The sequence below is a fragment of the Rhizobium herbae genome, assembly GCF_017873135.1.
Lineage (GTDB): Bacteria > Pseudomonadota > Alphaproteobacteria > Rhizobiales > Rhizobiaceae > Pararhizobium > Pararhizobium herbae.
In genome coordinates this window covers 444,500-460,289 of record NZ_JAGGJV010000003.1, presented here as the reverse complement: position 1 = coordinate 460,289, position 15,790 = coordinate 444,500, and the positions used below count along the sequence as shown (strand labels likewise).

General features: G+C 60.0%; 17 protein-coding genes. 9 read left to right on the top strand and 8 right to left on the bottom strand.

Annotated features, from left to right (window positions below):
* Positions 1–66 precede the first annotated feature (66 nt).
* Both J2Z75_RS10970 and leuB read right to left on the bottom strand, forming a co-directional pair.
* Entirely contained in the window at positions 67–741 is a 675-nt protein-coding gene (locus J2Z75_RS10970; RefSeq protein ID WP_209851865.1) for a phosphatase PAP2 family protein, read from the bottom strand.
* Between the two features lie 281 nt (positions 742–1,022).
* Positions 1,023–2,135, bottom strand: a complete 1,113-nt coding sequence (gene leuB, locus J2Z75_RS10965) for a 3-isopropylmalate dehydrogenase (RefSeq protein WP_209851862.1) — start codon at positions 2,133–2,135, stop codon at positions 1,023–1,025.
* Positions 2,136–2,424: 289 nt separating this feature from the next.
* Between leuB and J2Z75_RS10960 the strand changes: the two genes are divergently transcribed.
* Entirely contained in the window at positions 2,425–2,601 is a 177-nt protein-coding gene (locus J2Z75_RS10960; protein ID WP_209851859.1) for a hypothetical protein, read from the top strand.
* A 456-nt stretch (positions 2,602–3,057) separates the two neighbouring features.
* On the opposite strand, the gene J2Z75_RS10955 is transcribed toward J2Z75_RS10960, so the two are convergent.
* A complete protein-coding gene (locus J2Z75_RS10955) occupies positions 3,058–3,888 on the bottom strand; it encodes an alpha/beta fold hydrolase (RefSeq protein WP_209851856.1) in 831 nt (276 codons plus the stop codon).
* A 127-nt stretch (positions 3,889–4,015) separates the two neighbouring features.
* On the bottom strand, positions 4,016–4,468 hold the full coding sequence (locus J2Z75_RS10950) for a DoxX family protein (RefSeq protein WP_209851853.1): 453 nt from the start codon (positions 4,466–4,468) through the stop codon (positions 4,016–4,018).
* Between the two features lie 772 nt (positions 4,469–5,240).
* Between J2Z75_RS10950 and J2Z75_RS10945 the strand changes: the two genes are divergently transcribed.
* Complete coding sequence (locus tag J2Z75_RS10945) at positions 5,241–5,432, top strand: hypothetical protein (protein ID WP_209851850.1); 192 nt, start codon at positions 5,241–5,243, stop codon at positions 5,430–5,432.
* 5 nt (positions 5,433–5,437) lie between these two features.
* On the opposite strand, the gene J2Z75_RS10940 is transcribed toward J2Z75_RS10945, so the two are convergent.
* The 3 genes from J2Z75_RS10940 to J2Z75_RS10930 form a co-directional block, all read right to left on the bottom strand.
* The gene (locus J2Z75_RS10940) at positions 5,438–5,824 is read right to left on the bottom strand and encodes a RidA family protein (RefSeq protein WP_209851847.1); all 387 of its coding nucleotides are present in this window, start codon (positions 5,822–5,824) and stop codon (positions 5,438–5,440) included.
* A gap of 6 nt (positions 5,825–5,830) precedes the next feature.
* A complete protein-coding gene (gene leuD / locus J2Z75_RS10935; RefSeq protein WP_209851844.1) occupies positions 5,831–6,436 on the bottom strand; it encodes a 3-isopropylmalate dehydratase small subunit in 606 nt (201 codons plus the stop codon).
* A 118-nt stretch (positions 6,437–6,554) separates the two neighbouring features.
* Positions 6,555–6,815, bottom strand: a complete 261-nt coding sequence (locus J2Z75_RS10930) for a hypothetical protein (protein ID WP_209851841.1) — start codon at positions 6,813–6,815, stop codon at positions 6,555–6,557.
* 114 nt (positions 6,816–6,929) lie between these two features.
* Here J2Z75_RS10930 and J2Z75_RS10925 point away from each other — a divergent pair, with 114 nt between their 5' ends.
* Together J2Z75_RS10925 and J2Z75_RS10920 are read left to right on the top strand one after the other, a co-directional pair.
* Positions 6,930–7,838 carry an HpcH/HpaI aldolase/citrate lyase family protein gene (locus J2Z75_RS10925; RefSeq protein ID WP_209851838.1) on the top strand — a complete coding sequence of 303 codons (909 nt, stop codon included), beginning with the start codon at positions 6,930–6,932 and terminating at the stop codon, positions 7,836–7,838.
* Positions 7,835–8,041: a DUF1737 domain-containing protein gene (locus tag J2Z75_RS10920; RefSeq protein ID WP_209851835.1), complete on the top strand. Its 207-nt coding sequence runs from the start codon at positions 7,835–7,837 to the stop codon at positions 8,039–8,041. Before J2Z75_RS10925 ends, J2Z75_RS10920 begins: the two co-directional genes overlap by 4 nt.
* A 35-nt stretch (positions 8,042–8,076) precedes the next feature.
* Here J2Z75_RS10920 and J2Z75_RS10915 read toward each other — a convergent pair whose 3' ends face one another.
* Positions 8,077–8,511, bottom strand: a complete 435-nt coding sequence (locus J2Z75_RS10915) for a metallopeptidase family protein (protein WP_209851832.1) — start codon at positions 8,509–8,511, stop codon at positions 8,077–8,079.
* 170 nt (positions 8,512–8,681) lie between these two features.
* On the opposite strand from J2Z75_RS10915, the gene J2Z75_RS10910 reads away from it, so the two are divergent.
* The 5 genes from J2Z75_RS10910 (at position 8,682) to bfr (ending at position 15,609) form a co-directional block, all read left to right on the top strand.
* A complete protein-coding gene (locus J2Z75_RS10910; protein ID WP_209851830.1) occupies positions 8,682–9,611 on the top strand; it encodes an ImuA family protein in 930 nt (309 codons plus the stop codon).
* On the top strand, positions 9,493–11,070 hold the full coding sequence (locus J2Z75_RS10905) for a Y-family DNA polymerase (RefSeq protein ID WP_209852232.1): 1,578 nt from the start codon (positions 9,493–9,495) through the stop codon (positions 11,068–11,070). The genes J2Z75_RS10910 and J2Z75_RS10905 overlap by 119 nt, the downstream gene beginning before the upstream one ends.
* Positions 11,067–14,528, top strand: coding sequence for an error-prone DNA polymerase (locus tag J2Z75_RS10900; RefSeq protein ID WP_209851827.1), 3,462 nt, complete (start codon positions 11,067–11,069; stop codon positions 14,526–14,528). The genes J2Z75_RS10905 and J2Z75_RS10900 overlap by 4 nt, the downstream gene beginning before the upstream one ends.
* Before the next feature lie 318 nt (positions 14,529–14,846).
* Positions 14,847–15,158, top strand: coding sequence for a (2Fe-2S)-binding protein (locus tag J2Z75_RS10895; RefSeq protein ID WP_209851824.1), 312 nt, complete (start codon positions 14,847–14,849; stop codon positions 15,156–15,158).
* The gene (bfr, locus tag J2Z75_RS10890) at positions 15,124–15,609 is read left to right on the top strand and encodes a bacterioferritin (protein WP_209851821.1); all 486 of its coding nucleotides are present in this window, start codon (positions 15,124–15,126) and stop codon (positions 15,607–15,609) included. Before J2Z75_RS10895 ends, bfr begins: the two co-directional genes overlap by 35 nt.
* The last annotated feature ends 181 nt before the right edge of the window (positions 15,610–15,790 follow it).

Below are 15,790 nucleotides of genomic sequence, written 5' to 3'. Positions count from 1 at the left end.
GGCCGTGTTACAGCCAGATCACGCCCGTTTGACAGATAAACGACAGGGGCCGGTGTTGCGCGGTTGTTACATTTTCGGCCGTGGCCAACCCTTCTCATCCAGCCGGAACAGCCAGTTTTGGCGGGCGAAGATGAAGGCGGTCATCAGCGCGATCCAGAGACCAAGCAACAACCCCGCCGCGACGTCGCTGGGATAATGGGCACCGACAACGACACGGGTAATGCCGATGATCAGTGCTCCGAGCGCAAAGAGAATGCGCAGCCGTGGCGCCAGCATGGCAAAGGCGCCGAAAAAGGAGCCGACCGCGGCGGAATGGCCGGAGGGAAAGCTCTCGAACAGCCATTCATTGGCAAAGGGCGTCAGGCTATGGGCGCCATAGTCGAGGAAAAGCTCCGGCCGCGCCCGCCCGATCACAAATTTGAACAGGTGAACCAGCGCGCTGGCGCTGCCGATCGTCACGAGGAAATAGAGCGCCAGTCGCCAGGCGGTCTTGGTTCGCGAGGAAAAGCCGTCACTGCGGGCCACCCGATTGAGGATATAGGCGACGATGACGATCGAGCCGGAGCCATAGATCATCCAGGAGAACGTCCCGAAATCGGTGATCCGCCGGTTGAAGGCGACGATACCGTCCGGCAGCGCCTGCGCTCGCTGCGAAATAGCGCCGTCGAAGGGAAGCAGGGCTGCGACCAGAATGATCGCCGCCAGCAACAGCCAGAGGGATGAGGAAAACGGTCGGTTCATGAAAGGCCCTTTTGTCGCTGCTCCCGCTATGACATTCGCCCCTTTCCTCCCTCATCCTCGCCCTTGTGGCGGGGATCCAGCCCGCTCACGTCCGTAAGCGAAAGCTCTCTCACGCGACGGACGTCGCGTGGCTGGATTCCTGTGACGAACACAGGAATGACGGAGGATGGAGCAGCGTCTCTTGGAAGCTGTGGTTCCCGGGGCGAATAATCAAGTCCATCAAACAAAACGGCACCCGGAAGCGACTCCGCGTGCCGTCCAATCACTGAATGTGCAAGACTTTACGCCGACAGCGCCTTGAATTCCGCCAAAATCGCATCGCCCATTTCGACGGTGCCGACCTGGCGCGCGCCATCCGCCATGATGTCGCCGGTGCGGATGCCCTTGTCGAGTACGTTGGCGACGGCCTTTTCCAGGTTGTCGGCTTCGGTCACGAGGTTGAACGAATAGCGCAGGCACATGGCAAAGGAGGCGATCATGGCGATCGGGTTGGCGATGCCTTTGCCGGCAATGTCCGGTGCCGAGCCGTGGACGGGCTCGTAGAGCGCCTTGCGCTTGCCGGTCTTGGCATCGGGTGCGCCGAGCGACGCCGACGGCAGCATGCCGAGCGAACCGGTCAGCATGGCGGCGACGTCCGAAAGCATGTCGCCGAACAGGTTGTCGGTGACGATCACGTCGAACTGCTTTGGCGCCCGCACCAGCTGCATGCCGCCGGCATCGGCCAGCATGTGGTCAAGCTGTACGTCGGAATATTTGGCCTTGTGCGTCGCGGTCACCACCTGGTTCCAGAGTACGCCCGACTTCATGACGTTGCGCTTTTCCATCGAGCAGACGCGGTTGCCGCGCGTGCGGGCCAGTTCGAAGGCGACGCCGGCGATACGCTCGATCTCGTAGGTGTCGTAGACCTGCGTGTCGATGCCGCGCTTCTGGCCGTTGCCGAGATCGATGATTTCCTTCGGCTCGCCGAAATAGACGCCGCCAGTCAGTTCGCGCACGATCAGGATGTCGAGACCTTCGACCAGCTCAGCCTTGAGCGATGATGCGTTGGCAAGCGCCGGATAGCAGATCGCCGGGCGCAGGTTGGCAAACAGCTCCATGTCCTTGCGCAGGCGCAAAAGGCCGGCTTCGGGGCGCACTTCATAGGGAACGTCATCCCATTTCGGGCCGCCGACGGCGCCGAACAGAACGGCGTCCGCTGCCATCGCCTTTGCCATGTCCGCGTCCGAAATCGCCGCGCCATGCGCATCATAGGCCGATCCGCCGACAAGACCTTCATCTGTCGTGAAGCCGCCCGCCATCTCGGCGTTCATATAGGCGATGATTTTGCGGACTTCCGCCATGGCTTCCGGGCCGATGCCGTCGCCGGGCAGAAGGAAAAGATTGCGCGCTGTCATGGGGCATTCCTTTTAAGTCGAAGGGTGGGCTTTTCAGATGTTGGCGCGTTCTTAACGCAACTTCCGTTCAAGGAAAATGCGTTTCTGGAAAGAATTGTGCGCGGATTGTCAGTTCCTGCCGGAACAGGCAAGCTCCGCAACGGCGTGAGATTCTTTCTCCGGAAAACAGACACTCCGAAAATTAGCAAACCCTGTTCCATCCGGAACAGCGCGGGCGCCTGAGCTGTGGGATAGTCGGGTCACTGGATGAGGGAGGCTCATCCACACGAGATCTCAAGGAGAGACCCGCATGCGCAAGTTCGTTTTGACCGCCATTGTTGCTGCCATCACCGCCGTTTCCTTCGCCGCCCCGTCGCAGGCCGGCTACTATAGCGACGACTGCCAGCCCTATTGCTTCATCAAGAAGGTCAAAGCCTACGATGCCTACGGCAACGTCATCATCAAGAAGATCCGCGTCTGCGAATAAGCACTCCTTTTCTGACTTCCTCCGCCAGAACCCGGCTGTCCCTGCGGCCGGGTTTTACTCTGCTGATAAAGTCACTTTCTCATTAGCGGCAGATCATTGGGGAAAATAACCGACAGCCAGAACCTCCGTCATTCCTGTGCTTGTCACAGGAATCCAGTCAGCTTAAGTCTTTGAGCTGGAAGAGTCTTTTGACCCGACGGACGTCGGGTTACTGGATCCCCGCCACAAGGGCGAGGAAGACGGAGAATGGAATGCCGCTCTCGTCAGGTAATCGTATTCATGCTTTCAACAGTCTGAATCTGGCCGTCCCCGTGACGATGTTCCCGCCGCCCCTCATCCGCCCTCCCTGCTTGACAACAGGGGGCGACAGAGGTTGCCGCTTGGTCCTTCTCCCCGTCAAAACGGGGGGAAGGTGCCCGACAGGGCGGATGAGGGGCAGATCACGCCGCCGCCAGCCTATGCCTTGAAGAAGGCGAGCATATCGGGATTGAGGATGTCGGGATGCGTCGAGAGCATGCCGTGGGGAAGCCCGTCATAGCTCTTCAGCGTTCCGTTCTTGAGGAGCTTCGCGGAGAGTGGCGCCGAGTCGTCGTAAGGCACGATCTGGTCGTCGGTTCCGTGCAGGACCAGCACCGGAACTTCGATCGTCTTGAGGTCCTCGGTGAAGTCGGTCTCGGAAAAAGCCTTGATGCATTCGTAGTGCGCGTTTGCCGCGCCCATCATTCCCTGCCGCCACCAATTGTCGATGAGGCCTTGGGAAATCTTGGCACCCGGGCGATTGAAGCCGTAGAAGGGGCCGGCCGGAACATCGATAAAGAACTGGGCGCGGTTTGCGACCAGCGCGCTGCGCAAGCCGTCGAAGACATCGATCGGCAGGCCGCCGGGGTTCTTGTCCGATTTCACCATGACCGGAGGAACGGCGCCGACGATGACGGCTTTGCCGACGCGCCCGGGTTTCGCACGCGCCACATAATGAACGACTTCGCCGCCGCCGGTGGAGTGGCCGACATGGAAGGCGTTCTTGAGGTCGAGCGCTTCCGCGAGTGCCGCGACGTCGGCGGCATAGGTATCCATTTCGTGGCCGGTCGAGGTCTGTGTCGAGCGTCCATGGCCGCGGCGGTCGTGCGCGATGACACGGAATCCCTGGGCCAGGAAGTAAAGCATCTGGTTGTCCCAGTCATCGGCGCTCAGCGGCCAGCCGTGATGGAAGACGATCGGCTGCGCGTCGCGCGGACCCCAGTCCTTGTAGAAGATTTCGGTGCCGTCCGTAGTGGTGATCGTGCTCATCTGTGCGGTTCCTTTTCAAGCTGGCGGGGTGAAAGGCAAGATCAAAGAATGCCTCTCCTCTGTGTCAGCCGCAACACGCTGGAATTCGATTCCGGCACAAAAATGCAATCACTTCGTGCATTGTGGCTCAGCTCCAGTCCTTGTCGCCCCGGCGCCATCTGTGCAGATCGTACCAGGCAATGAGGAGAAAGGCTCCGGCCAGCCCGAGATGCTCGAAGAACATATTCATCGTCATGAAACGGTCCTGCCCCAGCGGAATTTCCCAGAAACGCAGGGCAATGAATGTTGCAAGCACTGTAAACACGGAAAGAGAAAGCGCGCCGATCCAGCGCAAGAAACCACTGATGACCATGACCGAAGCGCTCAGCTGGAAAAGGATGACCACGGCGGCGATCGGCCTTGCCGGCAAAAGCCCGTATCGCTCCATCTCGGCGACGGCGCTGCCGAAATCCAGGAACTTGGTCACGCTGCTCAGGATATATACAGAGCAGAGTGCCAGGAGCCCCAGCCAGCGAACCGGATGACTGGTGAAAACCGGCGTGCAGACGCCGGCGAGTTTGGCTTCCATTCTCAAAAGCATCGTTTTCCCCTTCCGACGTGCATGTTCGTGGCGGATGCTACATGTCTCTGCGTTGAAATCGAACAGTTTTATTGGAATTGTCTTCTCCCAGAATCCCCGCCTTGCAATCCCGTGTCATGATCCCATCGTTCTGTCACGGATACACCGCAAGACGTTTGCGGCGAGGCAGGGCTGGCGCTCCACGCAAAGCCTCGTGGTCTCAATGAGGAGACTGCGAACGTCAGGCGGACCGGAAGGAGAGCCCCCGGAAAATGGATCCCCCCTGTCCTTCTGGGGCGGGCGTGCCTGTGGGGCACACATGCCGGGATGAAAGGCGTGACATACCGGAACCGTTGCTGCGCGGCGGAACCGGAGACCTATGGCGCGACGATTGTCCCGGGTCAGAGGATCCGCAGTCGGGGTCTGTAGGGAGGAAAGCTCCCGAGAGAACGCCAAACGGGGCGCTGGAAAGCGTCACATAAACTTATTCATTAGAGACGGTTTCCAGTGCCCCGTCCGAATGATCCGATTTTTGAAAACCACGGCGAACACCGCGCGGGGACGTTTCCTGCCGTCCTGCTCGCCAGCCCGGAAAGGAGCAATCATGCCCGATGTCAAACCCGAAAGATCGCCGTCGGCGGAAGTGACGTTCCGTGTGGCTGCAACGGCCTGGCTCAATCATCTTCGCTGCCGGGTACGCCGCTGTCGCCGTGATTGCCGTTGTCTCGGCAGAATGAACAGATTCGGAATGCTTCTGTGCGTCCACCATATGCCGATCCGCGAACGCCATGACATGTTCGATTTTTTGGGAGATACCAGCGCGCTTGCGACTCCGGACCTGTTCGCTGCGCGGCTTGCCGAGGCAAAGACCGACGACGAACGCGAGATGATCGCATTCCGCCGGCAAATCTTTCTTTATTATCATGCGGAACTGGCAAAGGCAGGGCTGGCCAAGCCTTTGGGGCCGCCCTTCATCGACGGCTGATTTCATCACCCCCTGAAGGCGGTGACTTCGATCTCGATGAGCATTTCCGGGCGGATCAGGTCGCAGACCACCATCGTCGCCGCCGGGCGGATATCGCCGAAGGCCTCGCCGAGTATCGGGAAGACGGTTTCGGCGAAGGCCGCATCGGTCACGTAGTAGTGATTGCGTACCGCATCCTTCAGCGAAAACCCGGCATCCGACAGCGCCGCCGCGATGGTCTTCAGGCAGTTGCGGGTCTGCTCTTCCACCGTCTCGGGCATGCTCATCGTCCGGTAGTCGTAGCCGGTGGTGCCGGAGACGAAACACCAGTCGCCCTGCACGACGGCCCGCGAATAACCCGCCGTCTTTTCAAACGGCGAGCCGGAAGAGATCAGTTTGCGCGGGCTGGACATCGGGCCTTATGCCCAGGGATGCGAAGCGGCGTTGGCCTTTTCGAACGTGTCGATGGCAGCGGCCTTTTCCAGCGTCAGGCCGATATCGTCGAGGCCGTTCAGCATGCAGTGGCGCTTGAATTCATCCAGTTCGAAGGTAATCTTGCCGCCGTCCGGACCGGTGATTTCGCAGGCTTCCAGGTCGACCGTCAGGATGGCGTTGGAGCCGCGGCTGGCATCATCCATCAGCTTTTCCAGGTCTTCCGGAGAGACCACGACCGGCAGAATGCCGTTCTTGAAACAGTTGTTGTAGAAGATATCGGCAAAGGACGTCGAGATGACGCAGCGGATGCCGAAGTCGAGCAGCGCCCACGGGGCATGTTCGCGCGACGAGCCGCAGCCGAAATTGTCGCCGGCCACCAGGATCTTGGCGTTCTGGTAGGCGGGCTTGTTGAGGACGAAATCCTCGTTGACCGAGCCGTCTTCATGATACCGGGCTTCGGCGAAAAGCCCGGTGCCAAGGCCGGTGCGCTTGATCGTCTTCAGGTAATCCTTCGGAATGATCATGTCCGTGTCGATGTTGACGACGGGCAACGGGGCGGCAACGCCGGTGAGCTTGACGAACTTGTCCATGAGAATGGCCTTCGATTTCAACGGAACGGAAAAATTTCCGCCCAGCGTTTAGAGCAATTTCACGCCGAAATGAAGGAGAATCTGCACGCCCGGAGCCTGAAAGGCGGCTTTGCGCCCTTCAGAGGTCGATGATCGTGCCGCGACCGTCGTTCCAGATGCGCGGTTCGCGCGGCTGACGGCCAGAATTCCGGTTCGCAGAATTGCGGTTTACGGTGGCGCGAACCGGCTTGGGCGCAAGCCGTGCGGCAATCGTCGTGCCGATCATCACCACCGAGACGATGCCGACGAGGGCGAGGCCAAGGGAGGCGGTAAACACGAAGGCCATCAGCGTGAATGCGATGCCTGCGATTGTCAGGAGGAGAGAGCGTATGCTTTGCATTGTCGTCACCTTTCGTTACCCAGAATGTGGCCCCGCATGACCCCTGTTGCAAGGGGCATGGTTCGATTGCATCTCTGCCTTGCGAAAACGGCGAAACGCGGGCACAAAAGCCGCATGACGTCACCCAGCGATCGCCACCCCGCCCGCCTGCGCCGTTCCGTGCTCTGCGTGCCCGCCGACAATGCCCGCGCCCTTGCCAAGGTCGCCGCGCTTGCCTGCGACGCAGTGATCTACGATCTCGAGGACGCGGTTCTCCCGGACAACAAGATTTTGGCACGCGATACGCTGGCGGCGCATCTGAGGCAGGATCGCCGGTCCGATATCGAAATCGTCATCCGCATCAACAGCCTTGCCTCCGGTCTCAGTGAACAGGATCTGGCGGCGGTGCTTGCCTTGGCGCCCGATGCCATCCTGCTGCCCAAGGTCGAAAGCCCGCAGGATATCCAGACGGTGGTCGATGTCCTGTCGGAAAACGACGCGCCGGATACTTTGCGTCTCTGGGCGATGATCGAGACCCCGCGCGGCGTGCTCAATGCGGCTGCGATCGCCGAGACCGGCCGTACCCGCGGCGGCAGGCTCGATTGTTTCGTGCCGGGGCTGAACGACCTGCGCAAGGAGACCGGCGTTGCCGCCCTGCCCGGCCGCACCTATCTCGTGCCCTGGCTGATGCAGGTCCTGCTCGCCGCGCGCAGTTGCGGCCTCGATGTCATCGATGCCGTCTTCAACGATTTTCGTGATGGTGCTGGGTTCGAGGCCGAATGCCGGCAGGGCCGCGACATGGGCTTTGACGGCAAGATGCTGATCCATCCGGCCCAGATCGATCCGGCCAACGATTGCTTCGGCGTCGACGAAGCCGCGCTTGCCGAAGCCCGGTCCATCATTGATGCCTTTGCGCTGTCCGAAAATGCGGATAAAGCCGTCATCCATCTCAACGGCCTGATGGTCGAGCGTCTTCACCTCGATCAGGCCCTGCGGCTCGCCGCCAGGGCCGATGCCATCCATACAAAAGGAAAAGCCCCTTGAAACTTTATCGCTTCCTGACCGCCGTCGACGACGCCACCTTCTGCCACAAGGTGACGGCCGCGCTCAACAAGGGCTGGGAGCTGCATGGCTCGCCGGCCTATACCTGGAATCAGGAAACCCGGATGCTGATGTGCGGCCAGGCCGTCGTCAAGGATGTCGAGGGCAAGGAATATACCCCCGACACCAAGCTGTCCGAACACTGACGCTTCAAGGCTGGCTGGGAAGGCTTACACCCGTCTCAGCCGCCGACATGCTCGACGCCGGCCTCGATCCGCTCCATGTCGTCGTCCGACAGGCCGAAATGATGGCCGATCTCGTGGATGAGCACATGGGTGATGATGTCACCCAGCGTCTCCTCGTTCTCGGCCCAATAGTCGAGGATCGGCCGGCGATAGAGGATGATCCGGTTCGGCATCTCGCCGGTTTCCATGGTGAAGCGCTCGCCGATGCCGCGCCCCTCGAACAGGCCGAGCAGGTCGAACGGCGTTTCCAGCGCCATGTCCTCGAAAACGTCCTCGGTCGGAAAATCGTCGATCTCGATGGTCAGATTGGTGGCAAGCGCCCGGAATTCGTCCGGCAGATGGCTGTAGGCCTCCAGAGCCAGGGATTCGAATGTGCTGATTGTCGGCGCATGGCGTTCCCGCCAATCGTCGCTCTGGTCTATGCGGGCCATGGGCACTCCTTGCTTGCCCTCTGATATAGCCATTTCATGAGCGTTTTTCGAGGGTTGAATTTGTATGGACCCTGTCAAGGAATAAATTCTTAGAGAATCCCGTTGACTCTTCCGGGCAGCTCTGGAATCTATAAGAACATAACAGGAACATTTTGAATTGGAGTGACGTCATGGTGCAGACGCCCATGACGCGCGAGCGTCTTTTTGCGCTCCGCGAAGAGATAGCAAGGCTGGAAGGCAGCTCCGTGGCTGCCGCCAGGCAGGAAGCTTTGGCCGGCGAGAGCGGTCATGCAAAGCGAAAGGACAGTCATCGTCTGTCTCTGGACGTGCCGGCGCTCGATGGTGCTCTGGAAGGCGGTCTGCCGCTCGACGGTCTCTGTGAAATCCGGTCGCAGCTCATGCGCGATGCGCCGGCCGTGACCGGCTTTGCGCTGGCGCTTGCCGCCCTGCTTCAGCGAAAGGCGGGGCAGGACCGTTCGCCGGTCCTCTGGATCAGCGACACGGTTACGGCGATGGAAACGGGCATTCCCTATGCACTGGGTCTCGCGGACTTCGGTCTCAGGCCGGAGCGTTTCCTGCATGCGGCCCCGCGCCGGCTGGAGGAGGCGCTCTGGCTTGCTGAAACGGCGGTCGAAAGCGGCGCCTTCCTGGTCAGCATCCTGGAAGTGAAGGGCAATCCGGCGCATTTCGGTCTGACCGAAAGCCGGCGCTTGAGCCTGCGGGCAAGGGCGGCGGGGCGCCCTCTCCTGCTGTTGCGTCAGTCCGCGGAAGAAGAGGCGAGCAGCGCGGCTTTTCGTTTTTTGGTTGAACCCGCGCCGGCGGCAATCCGGTTTCTGCCGGACCGGTCGATACTTGGCGGCAGCATCGGCAATCCGGTTTTCCGTCTAACCCTGGAGAAAAGCCGAAATCCGGCACCTCTCTCCCTGTTTCTGGAGTGGAATCCCCATGACCGTCAGTTTTTCTCCGTCAACAAGCCAGAACATGCTCGGGTTCCGCTCAAGCGCGCAGCGCATTCTGGCCCTCACCTTTCCGCATCTGCCGACCGACCGGATAGCCCGCAAGACATGGGGCCTGTCCTGGCGTTCGACCAGGCGTCCTGATGCCGCTCCCCTCGTCTGTTGCGGGCGGCGTGACAATGCCATGCGGCTGACGGCGCTTGACGAGGCGGCGGAGGCGATCGGCCTGAAAAAAAACCAGGGTGTGGCGGAAGCGCGGGCGATCTATCCGAAGCTCGATATCGCCGAGGAAGACCTGGGCGCCGATCGCCGCCTGCTCGATGGCATCGCCGACTGGTGTGATCGCTACACGCCGCTGGTGGCGCTTGACGGCCCAGATGGGCTGTTTCTCGACATCACCGGTAGTTCCCATCTGTTCGGTGGCGAAAACGCCCTGCTCAAGGATATCCTGTTGCGGCTCTTCCAGATGGGGCTCGACGCGCGTGGCGCCATATCCTCCGCGCCGGGCCTCTCCTGGGCCGCCTCCCGCTTCGGCAGCGGCGGGGTCATCGCAGATGAGGAGATGGAGCAGGTGCTGGCGCCCTTGCCGGTTGCCTCTCTGCGGCTGGCGGAAAACACCGTTGCCGCGCTGCAGAAGCTCGGATTGAAGCGGGTGGGCGACATCATCGCCGCACCCCGGGCGCCCCTGGCGCGCCGTTTCGGAGCGCATCTGCTGCTGCGGCTCGATCAGGCGCTCGGCCGTGACGAGGAGCCCGTGTCGCCGCGCCGGCCCGTTGCCAGCCTTTCCGCCGAGCGGCGGCTTGCCGAACCCGTGCAGACGGAGGAGGATATCCTTTCTCTGACCGGGCAGATCGCCCTGTCGCTGAAAGCCAGTCTGGAGGAGCGCGGCGCCGGTGGGCGGGCGTTCGAACTGATGCTGTTTCGGGTCGATGGCCGGGTCTTTCGCATTGCCGCCGGGGCTTCGCAGCCGCTCAGGGATCCCAAGCGGATCGCCGCGCTGTTTTCCGAGCGTCTTCAGGCGGTTCATGACGACCTCGACGCCGGCTACGGTTTTGAAATCCTGCGGCTGAACGTCATGCGGCATGAAGCTTTCGATGCCGCGCAGGAGGATTTCGACGGCGACCGGCAAAAGGATGTCTCGCTTTCAACCTTTGTCGATCGCGTTTCGGCCCGTCTCGGCGCCGATTGCCTGCAGAGCTTCCATATGCGCGAGAGCCACGTGCCGGAGCGGGCGGTGACTGCGGTTCCGGCCATTGATGGTTTGTCGTCAGGTAAGCGGCCGGCGGCAAGCGGCTTCTCCTGGTCCCGTAGCGAGCGGCCACTCAGGCTTTTCCGGCAGCCGGAATCTGTGGAGGTCTCTGCGGCCGAAGTGCCAGAGGGGCCGCCCGAAAGCTTCCGCTGGCGGCGCATACTGCATCGTGTCTGCCGCAGCCAGGGGCCGGAGCGTCTCGCCATGGAATGGTGGATCGACGGCACCGACGTCCGGGCGCGGGACTATTTCCGCATCGAGGACGATACCGGCCACCGGTTCTGGATCTACCGCGAGGGCCTTTATGGCCAGATGCCGCCGCCGCGCTGGTTCATGCATGGGGTCTTCGCATGAACACCGCACCCGCCTTTTTCGAGATCGGCGCCCGGTCGAACTTCTCCTTCCTCGAAGGCGCATCGACGCCGGAGGAAATGATGATCCAGGCAGCGATCCTGAAGCTCCCCGGCCTCGGCATCGCCGACCGGAATTCGGTCGCCGGCGTGGTCCGGGCTCATGCGCAGATCAGGGCGATGAGGGAGGAGTACGTAAAGACGGTTCAGGAAAATCAGACGCTTTTCGAAAAGGGAGAAAGGCAAAAGCAGCTTCTGGAAGCCGCTTCCTTTCAGCCGGGCGCGCGGCTGGTCTTTTCCGACGGTACGCCGGATATTCTTGCCTACCCGAAAAACAGAAAGGGATGGGCACATCTCTGCCGCCTGCTGAGCGCCGGTAATCTCAGAGCGCAAAAGGGTTCGTGCATTCTGAGCGAAGCGGACCTTGTCGAATGGGGAGACGAGATGATGCTCGCCCTTGTTCCCGACCCGTCTTTGCTGGACGATGCCGGTAAACAGGAAAAGCTGGAGAACTGTCTGGAGCGCCTGAGAAAACGCTTCCGCGCGGCATTCCATATGGTCCTGTCGCCATCTTATGATGGCCGGGATGCTCAGGTTTTCGCCACGCTCTCCCTCCTCGCCGTCCGCAATCGCATCCCCCTGATCGCCAGCAACCAGCCTCTCTATCATCACCCCGCCCGCCGCCCGCTTGCCGATATCGTCACCGCCATCCGCGAACATGTGACGATTGCCGAGGCCGGTTTCCGGCTCGCCCCCAATGCGGAACGTTATCTCAAGGATGGGCGCGAGATGACGCGCCTGTTCCGGGCCTATCCACGGGCGGTCGCCAATACGGAAAAGTTCTTCAAGAGGCTGTCATTCTCGCTGGATGAGTTGAAGCATAATTATCCGGACGAAGGCGTCGAGGGCGAAACTCCTTCGCAGACGCTTGAGCGGTTGACCTGGGAGGGTGCCCGGAAACGTTATCCGGAAGGCGTTCCGGAGAACGTCAAAAAGCAGATTGACTACGAACTGAAGCTGATCCGGGACAAGGAATATGCCCCCTATTTCCTGACGGTCTACAAGATCATCCAGCATGCCCGTTATGAACTGAAGATCTTGTGCCAGGGACGCGGTTCAGCGGCAAATTCCGTCATCTGCTATTGTCTTGAAATAACCGAGGTCAATCCGGAGAAAAGTACGCTTCTCTTTGACCGGTTCATTTCCATGGACCGGGATGAGCCGCCGGATATCGATGTCGATTTTGAGCATGGCAGACGCGAAGAGGTCATCCAGCATATCTACAGGACCTATGGTCGGGAGCACGCAGGCCTGACAGCGGCGGTGACGAGTTATCGTGCCCGATCCGCCGGTCGCGAGGTGGCCAAGGCTTTTGGTCTGTCGGAAGATGTGCAATCGGCTCTTGCAAGCACGGTCTGGGGTTGGTCGGCGGAGGACTTGTCCGAACGCGAGGCAAAGGCCGCCGGGCTCGATCTTTCCGATCCAGTCACCAGGAATGTTCTGCGGTACGCCACCGAACTCCTGAGCTTCCCCCGGCATCTCACCCAGCATGTGGGTGGTTTTGTCATTACCAGGGACCGGCTCGATGAGGTTGTGCCGATCATGAACACGGCCATGCCGGATCGTTACATGATCGAATGGGACAAGGACGATCTGGACAATGTCCGCATTCTCAAGGTTGATATCCTGGCTCTGGGAATGCTCACCTGCCTGCGCAAAGCCTTTGAATTTCTTGAGCTTCACTATGATGTGAAAAAGACGCTCGCCGATCTCGGCAACAAGGATCACGAGGATGGCGAGCCTGTCTACGGCATGATGTGCCGGGCCGATACGATCGGGGTCTTTCAAATCGAAAGCCGGGCGCAGATGAGCATGCTGCCTCGCCTTCGGCCTCGCATATTTTATGATCTGGTCATCGAGGTGGCGATCGTCCGGCCAGGCCCAATTCAGGGAGATATGGTCCATCCCTATCTCAAGCGGCGCGGGCAATCCCGTCTTCCCGGGTTCAAGATCGATTATCCCAAGGATGAGATGAAACCTATCCTGGAACGGACGTTTGGCGTTCCGCTCTTTCAGGAACAGGCCATGCAGATTGCCATTACGGCCGCGAAATTTTCGCCGGCAAAGGCGGATCGCTTGCGGCGATCCATGGCAACCTTCAAGCGCTCCGGGCAGGTCAACACATTCAGGGACGATATGGTCAACGGGATGATGGCAAATGGCTACACGCTTGACTTCGCGGAGCGTTGTTTCAAGCAGATCGAGGGCTTTGGCGAATACGGTTTTCCGGAAAGCCACGCGGCCTCCTTTGCCCTGCTCGTCTATGCCTCATCCTGGGTCAAGGCCTATTATCCCGATGTCTTCTGTGCGGCACTTTTGAATTCACAGCCGATGGGTTTTTACGCACCGTCGCAACTGGTTCGCGACGCGCGCGAGCATGGGGTCGAGATCAGGCCCGTCGATGTCAATCTCTCGGATTGGGATTGCCTGCTTGAGGCAAGCGAATTCGACAAGGAAACGGTCGACCGGCGGCATGTCTCGATGCGGGACATCATCCGGACGAAGAGGGCGGTCCGGCTCGGCTTCCGGCAGGTCAAGGGGCTTTCGCAGGCGGATATGATCGCGCTCGTTGAAAACAGGGGCCGGGGTTACATCTCCGTGCGCGACCTCTGGCTGCGGTCGGGGCTGCAAAAGTCCGATATCGAGCGGCTGGCGGATGCCGATGCCTTCGGCTCCATCGGCCTTTCGCGGCGCGAAGCGCTCTGGGCCGTGCGGGCGCTGGACGCCAGGAGTGCCGCGGAAAAGCTGCCCTTGTTCGATCGCGCCGACCGGGCCGATCTTCAGCTGGAGCCGGAAACCCGCCTGCCGGACATGCTGCCGGGCGAGCAGGTGATCGAGGATTACCGTTATCTTTCCCTGTCCCTGAAGGCGCACCCGGTCTCCTTCCTGCGCGATGAATTCGCGACAATGGGCATCCTCAAGAACGGGGATCTTTTGAGCGTGCCGAACGGGCAGATGGTCACCATTGCCGGGCTTGTGCTGGTGCGCCAGAGGCCGGGTTCCGCCAGGGGGGTGATCTTCATGACTCTGGAGGACGAGACGGGTGTCGCCAATGCCATCGTCTGGAACAGGATATTCGATCGGTATCGATCCGTCGTCATGGGCGCCCGGCTGGTGAAGATCAGGGGCAGGCTGCAGAGCGAGAGCGGCGTGATCCATGTCGTCGTCGATCATATCGAGGATATGACGCCGATGCTTGGCCTGCTTCAACGCGAAACCCGCCGCTTTGGGGTGTCTGAGCGGGCCGATGAAGCCCTGCGTCCAACAGCCGATCACCGGCAGAAGAAGCGCACCCTTGCGCCGGAACGCCCCGCGCCGGTAAACGGCGGATTGGGCGAGAGCAGCCGGATCCAGGGTGTCGAAACGGCCAGCGTCATGCCGAAGGGGAGGAATTTCCACTAGGCAAATCTAGGCAGACACGGCGCGCTTCGCTGCTTCTCCGTTTTTGCGTTTACCAACGCCAGCTTTCAGGCTTTATCGGATCTGTAATAATAATTGTATGATTTTGCGAAAATTCAAAAAATATTGATGGGCGCGAAATGGCTCAATCGGGAAACGTCCAGTGACAATAAGCCAATGAAAATACGACGGATTTTATCAAGTTTAGAATCGATCTAAAATTTACCCGGAAATCTTGCCGCGACTTTTTTTGTTGACACTAAATGTCCGCTTTTGCTTTATGAATAGAATTCAGTGCATTGCGTATCACGGACAGAAGAAATGCTGGTTTGTAGCTGCAATTTCATCACCGATAAGGACATACAGGACACCATCATCGAGATGCTCGATGAGGACTGTTGGCAGCTGATCGTGCCCGCGAAAGTCTATCATGCGATGGAAAAGCGCGGCCGTTGCTGCGGCTGTTTCCCCAATGTCGTCGATATCATCATCCGCACGACCGAGCAGTATCATGCCGGTCGCCACTCGACGGATGACCAGATATTTGATTTCATGACCCGCCTCAAACAATTCCATGAAGAAAACAGGAGAGCGGATCTTGAAAGGCGACATAAAAGTCATCGAGCGGCTTAACGAAGCCCTTTTCCTCGAACTCGGTGCAGTCAACCAGTATTGGGTTCATTATCGCCTTCTCGACGATTGGGGGTATACGCTTCTCGCCAAGAAGGAGCGTGCCGAATCGATCGAGGAGATGCACCATGCCGATCGGCTGATCGAGCGCATCATCTTCCTCGAAGGCCATCCGAACCTCCAGACGCTCGCGCCGCTTCGCATCGGTCAGAATGTCAAGGAAGTCCTGGAAGCCGACCTGGCCGGTGAATACGATGCCCGCGCGGCCTACAAGAAATCCCGCGAAATCTGTCACGATCTGGGTGATTACGTCTCGATGAAGCTGTTCGAAGAGCTTCTGGCAGACGAGGAAAGCCATATCGACTTCCTCGAGACCCAGCTCGATCTGTTCAACAAGATCGGCGCCGAGAAATACGGCCAGCTCAACGCAGCCCCGGCAAACGAAGCCGAATAACGCTGTCTCTTCAAAAATGCCCGCCCCGGTTTCCGAGGCGGGCATTTTTGTGCGGTGGAAACCACATTGTGCAACGGCAAAAGATGTGGCGGAACGTTGAGCGTGCGCCGCCATGCTGTCCGGGCGGCACTTCCAAACGGCCAGTCCGGTGGACAAATGACAACTTCCGGCCCGTATGCCC

What these genes read in the sequence shown, in the direction of transcription:
- J2Z75_RS10930 (WP_209851841.1), bottom strand. Translation starts at nt 6,815, where the DNA reads ATGCAAAGCATACGCTCTCTCCTCCTGACAATCGCAGGCATCGCATTC.
- J2Z75_RS10895 (WP_209851824.1), top strand. Translation starts at nt 14,847, where the DNA reads ATGCTGGTTTGTAGCTGCAATTTCATCACCGATAAGGACATACAGGAC.
- J2Z75_RS10970 (WP_209851865.1), bottom strand. Translation starts at nt 741, where the DNA reads ATGAACCGACCGTTTTCCTCATCCCTCTGGCTGTTGCTGGCGGCGATC.
- J2Z75_RS10950 (WP_209851853.1), bottom strand. Translation starts at nt 4,468, where the DNA reads ATGCTTTTGAGAATGGAAGCCAAACTCGCCGGCGTCTGCACGCCGGTT.
- J2Z75_RS10910 (WP_209851830.1), top strand. Translation starts at nt 8,682, where the DNA reads ATGGTGCAGACGCCCATGACGCGCGAGCGTCTTTTTGCGCTCCGCGAA.
- J2Z75_RS10945 (WP_209851850.1), top strand. Translation starts at nt 5,241, where the DNA reads ATGTTCGATTTTTTGGGAGATACCAGCGCGCTTGCGACTCCGGACCTG.
- J2Z75_RS10925 (WP_209851838.1), top strand. Translation starts at nt 6,930, where the DNA reads ATGACGTCACCCAGCGATCGCCACCCCGCCCGCCTGCGCCGTTCCGTG.
- J2Z75_RS10955 (WP_209851856.1), bottom strand. Translation starts at nt 3,888, where the DNA reads ATGAGCACGATCACCACTACGGACGGCACCGAAATCTTCTACAAGGAC.
- J2Z75_RS10940 (WP_209851847.1), bottom strand. Translation starts at nt 5,824, where the DNA reads ATGTCCAGCCCGCGCAAACTGATCTCTTCCGGCTCGCCGTTTGAAAAG.
- J2Z75_RS10960 (WP_209851859.1), top strand. Translation starts at nt 2,425, where the DNA reads ATGCGCAAGTTCGTTTTGACCGCCATTGTTGCTGCCATCACCGCCGTT.
- J2Z75_RS10905 (WP_209852232.1), top strand. Translation starts at nt 9,493, where the DNA reads ATGCTCGGGTTCCGCTCAAGCGCGCAGCGCATTCTGGCCCTCACCTTT.
- leuB (WP_209851862.1), bottom strand. Translation starts at nt 2,135, where the DNA reads ATGACAGCGCGCAATCTTTTCCTTCTGCCCGGCGACGGCATCGGCCCG.
- leuD (WP_209851844.1), bottom strand. Translation starts at nt 6,436, where the DNA reads ATGGACAAGTTCGTCAAGCTCACCGGCGTTGCCGCCCCGTTGCCCGTC.
- J2Z75_RS10900 (WP_209851827.1), top strand. Translation starts at nt 11,067, where the DNA reads ATGAACACCGCACCCGCCTTTTTCGAGATCGGCGCCCGGTCGAACTTC.
- J2Z75_RS10915 (WP_209851832.1), bottom strand. Translation starts at nt 8,511, where the DNA reads ATGGCCCGCATAGACCAGAGCGACGATTGGCGGGAACGCCATGCGCCG.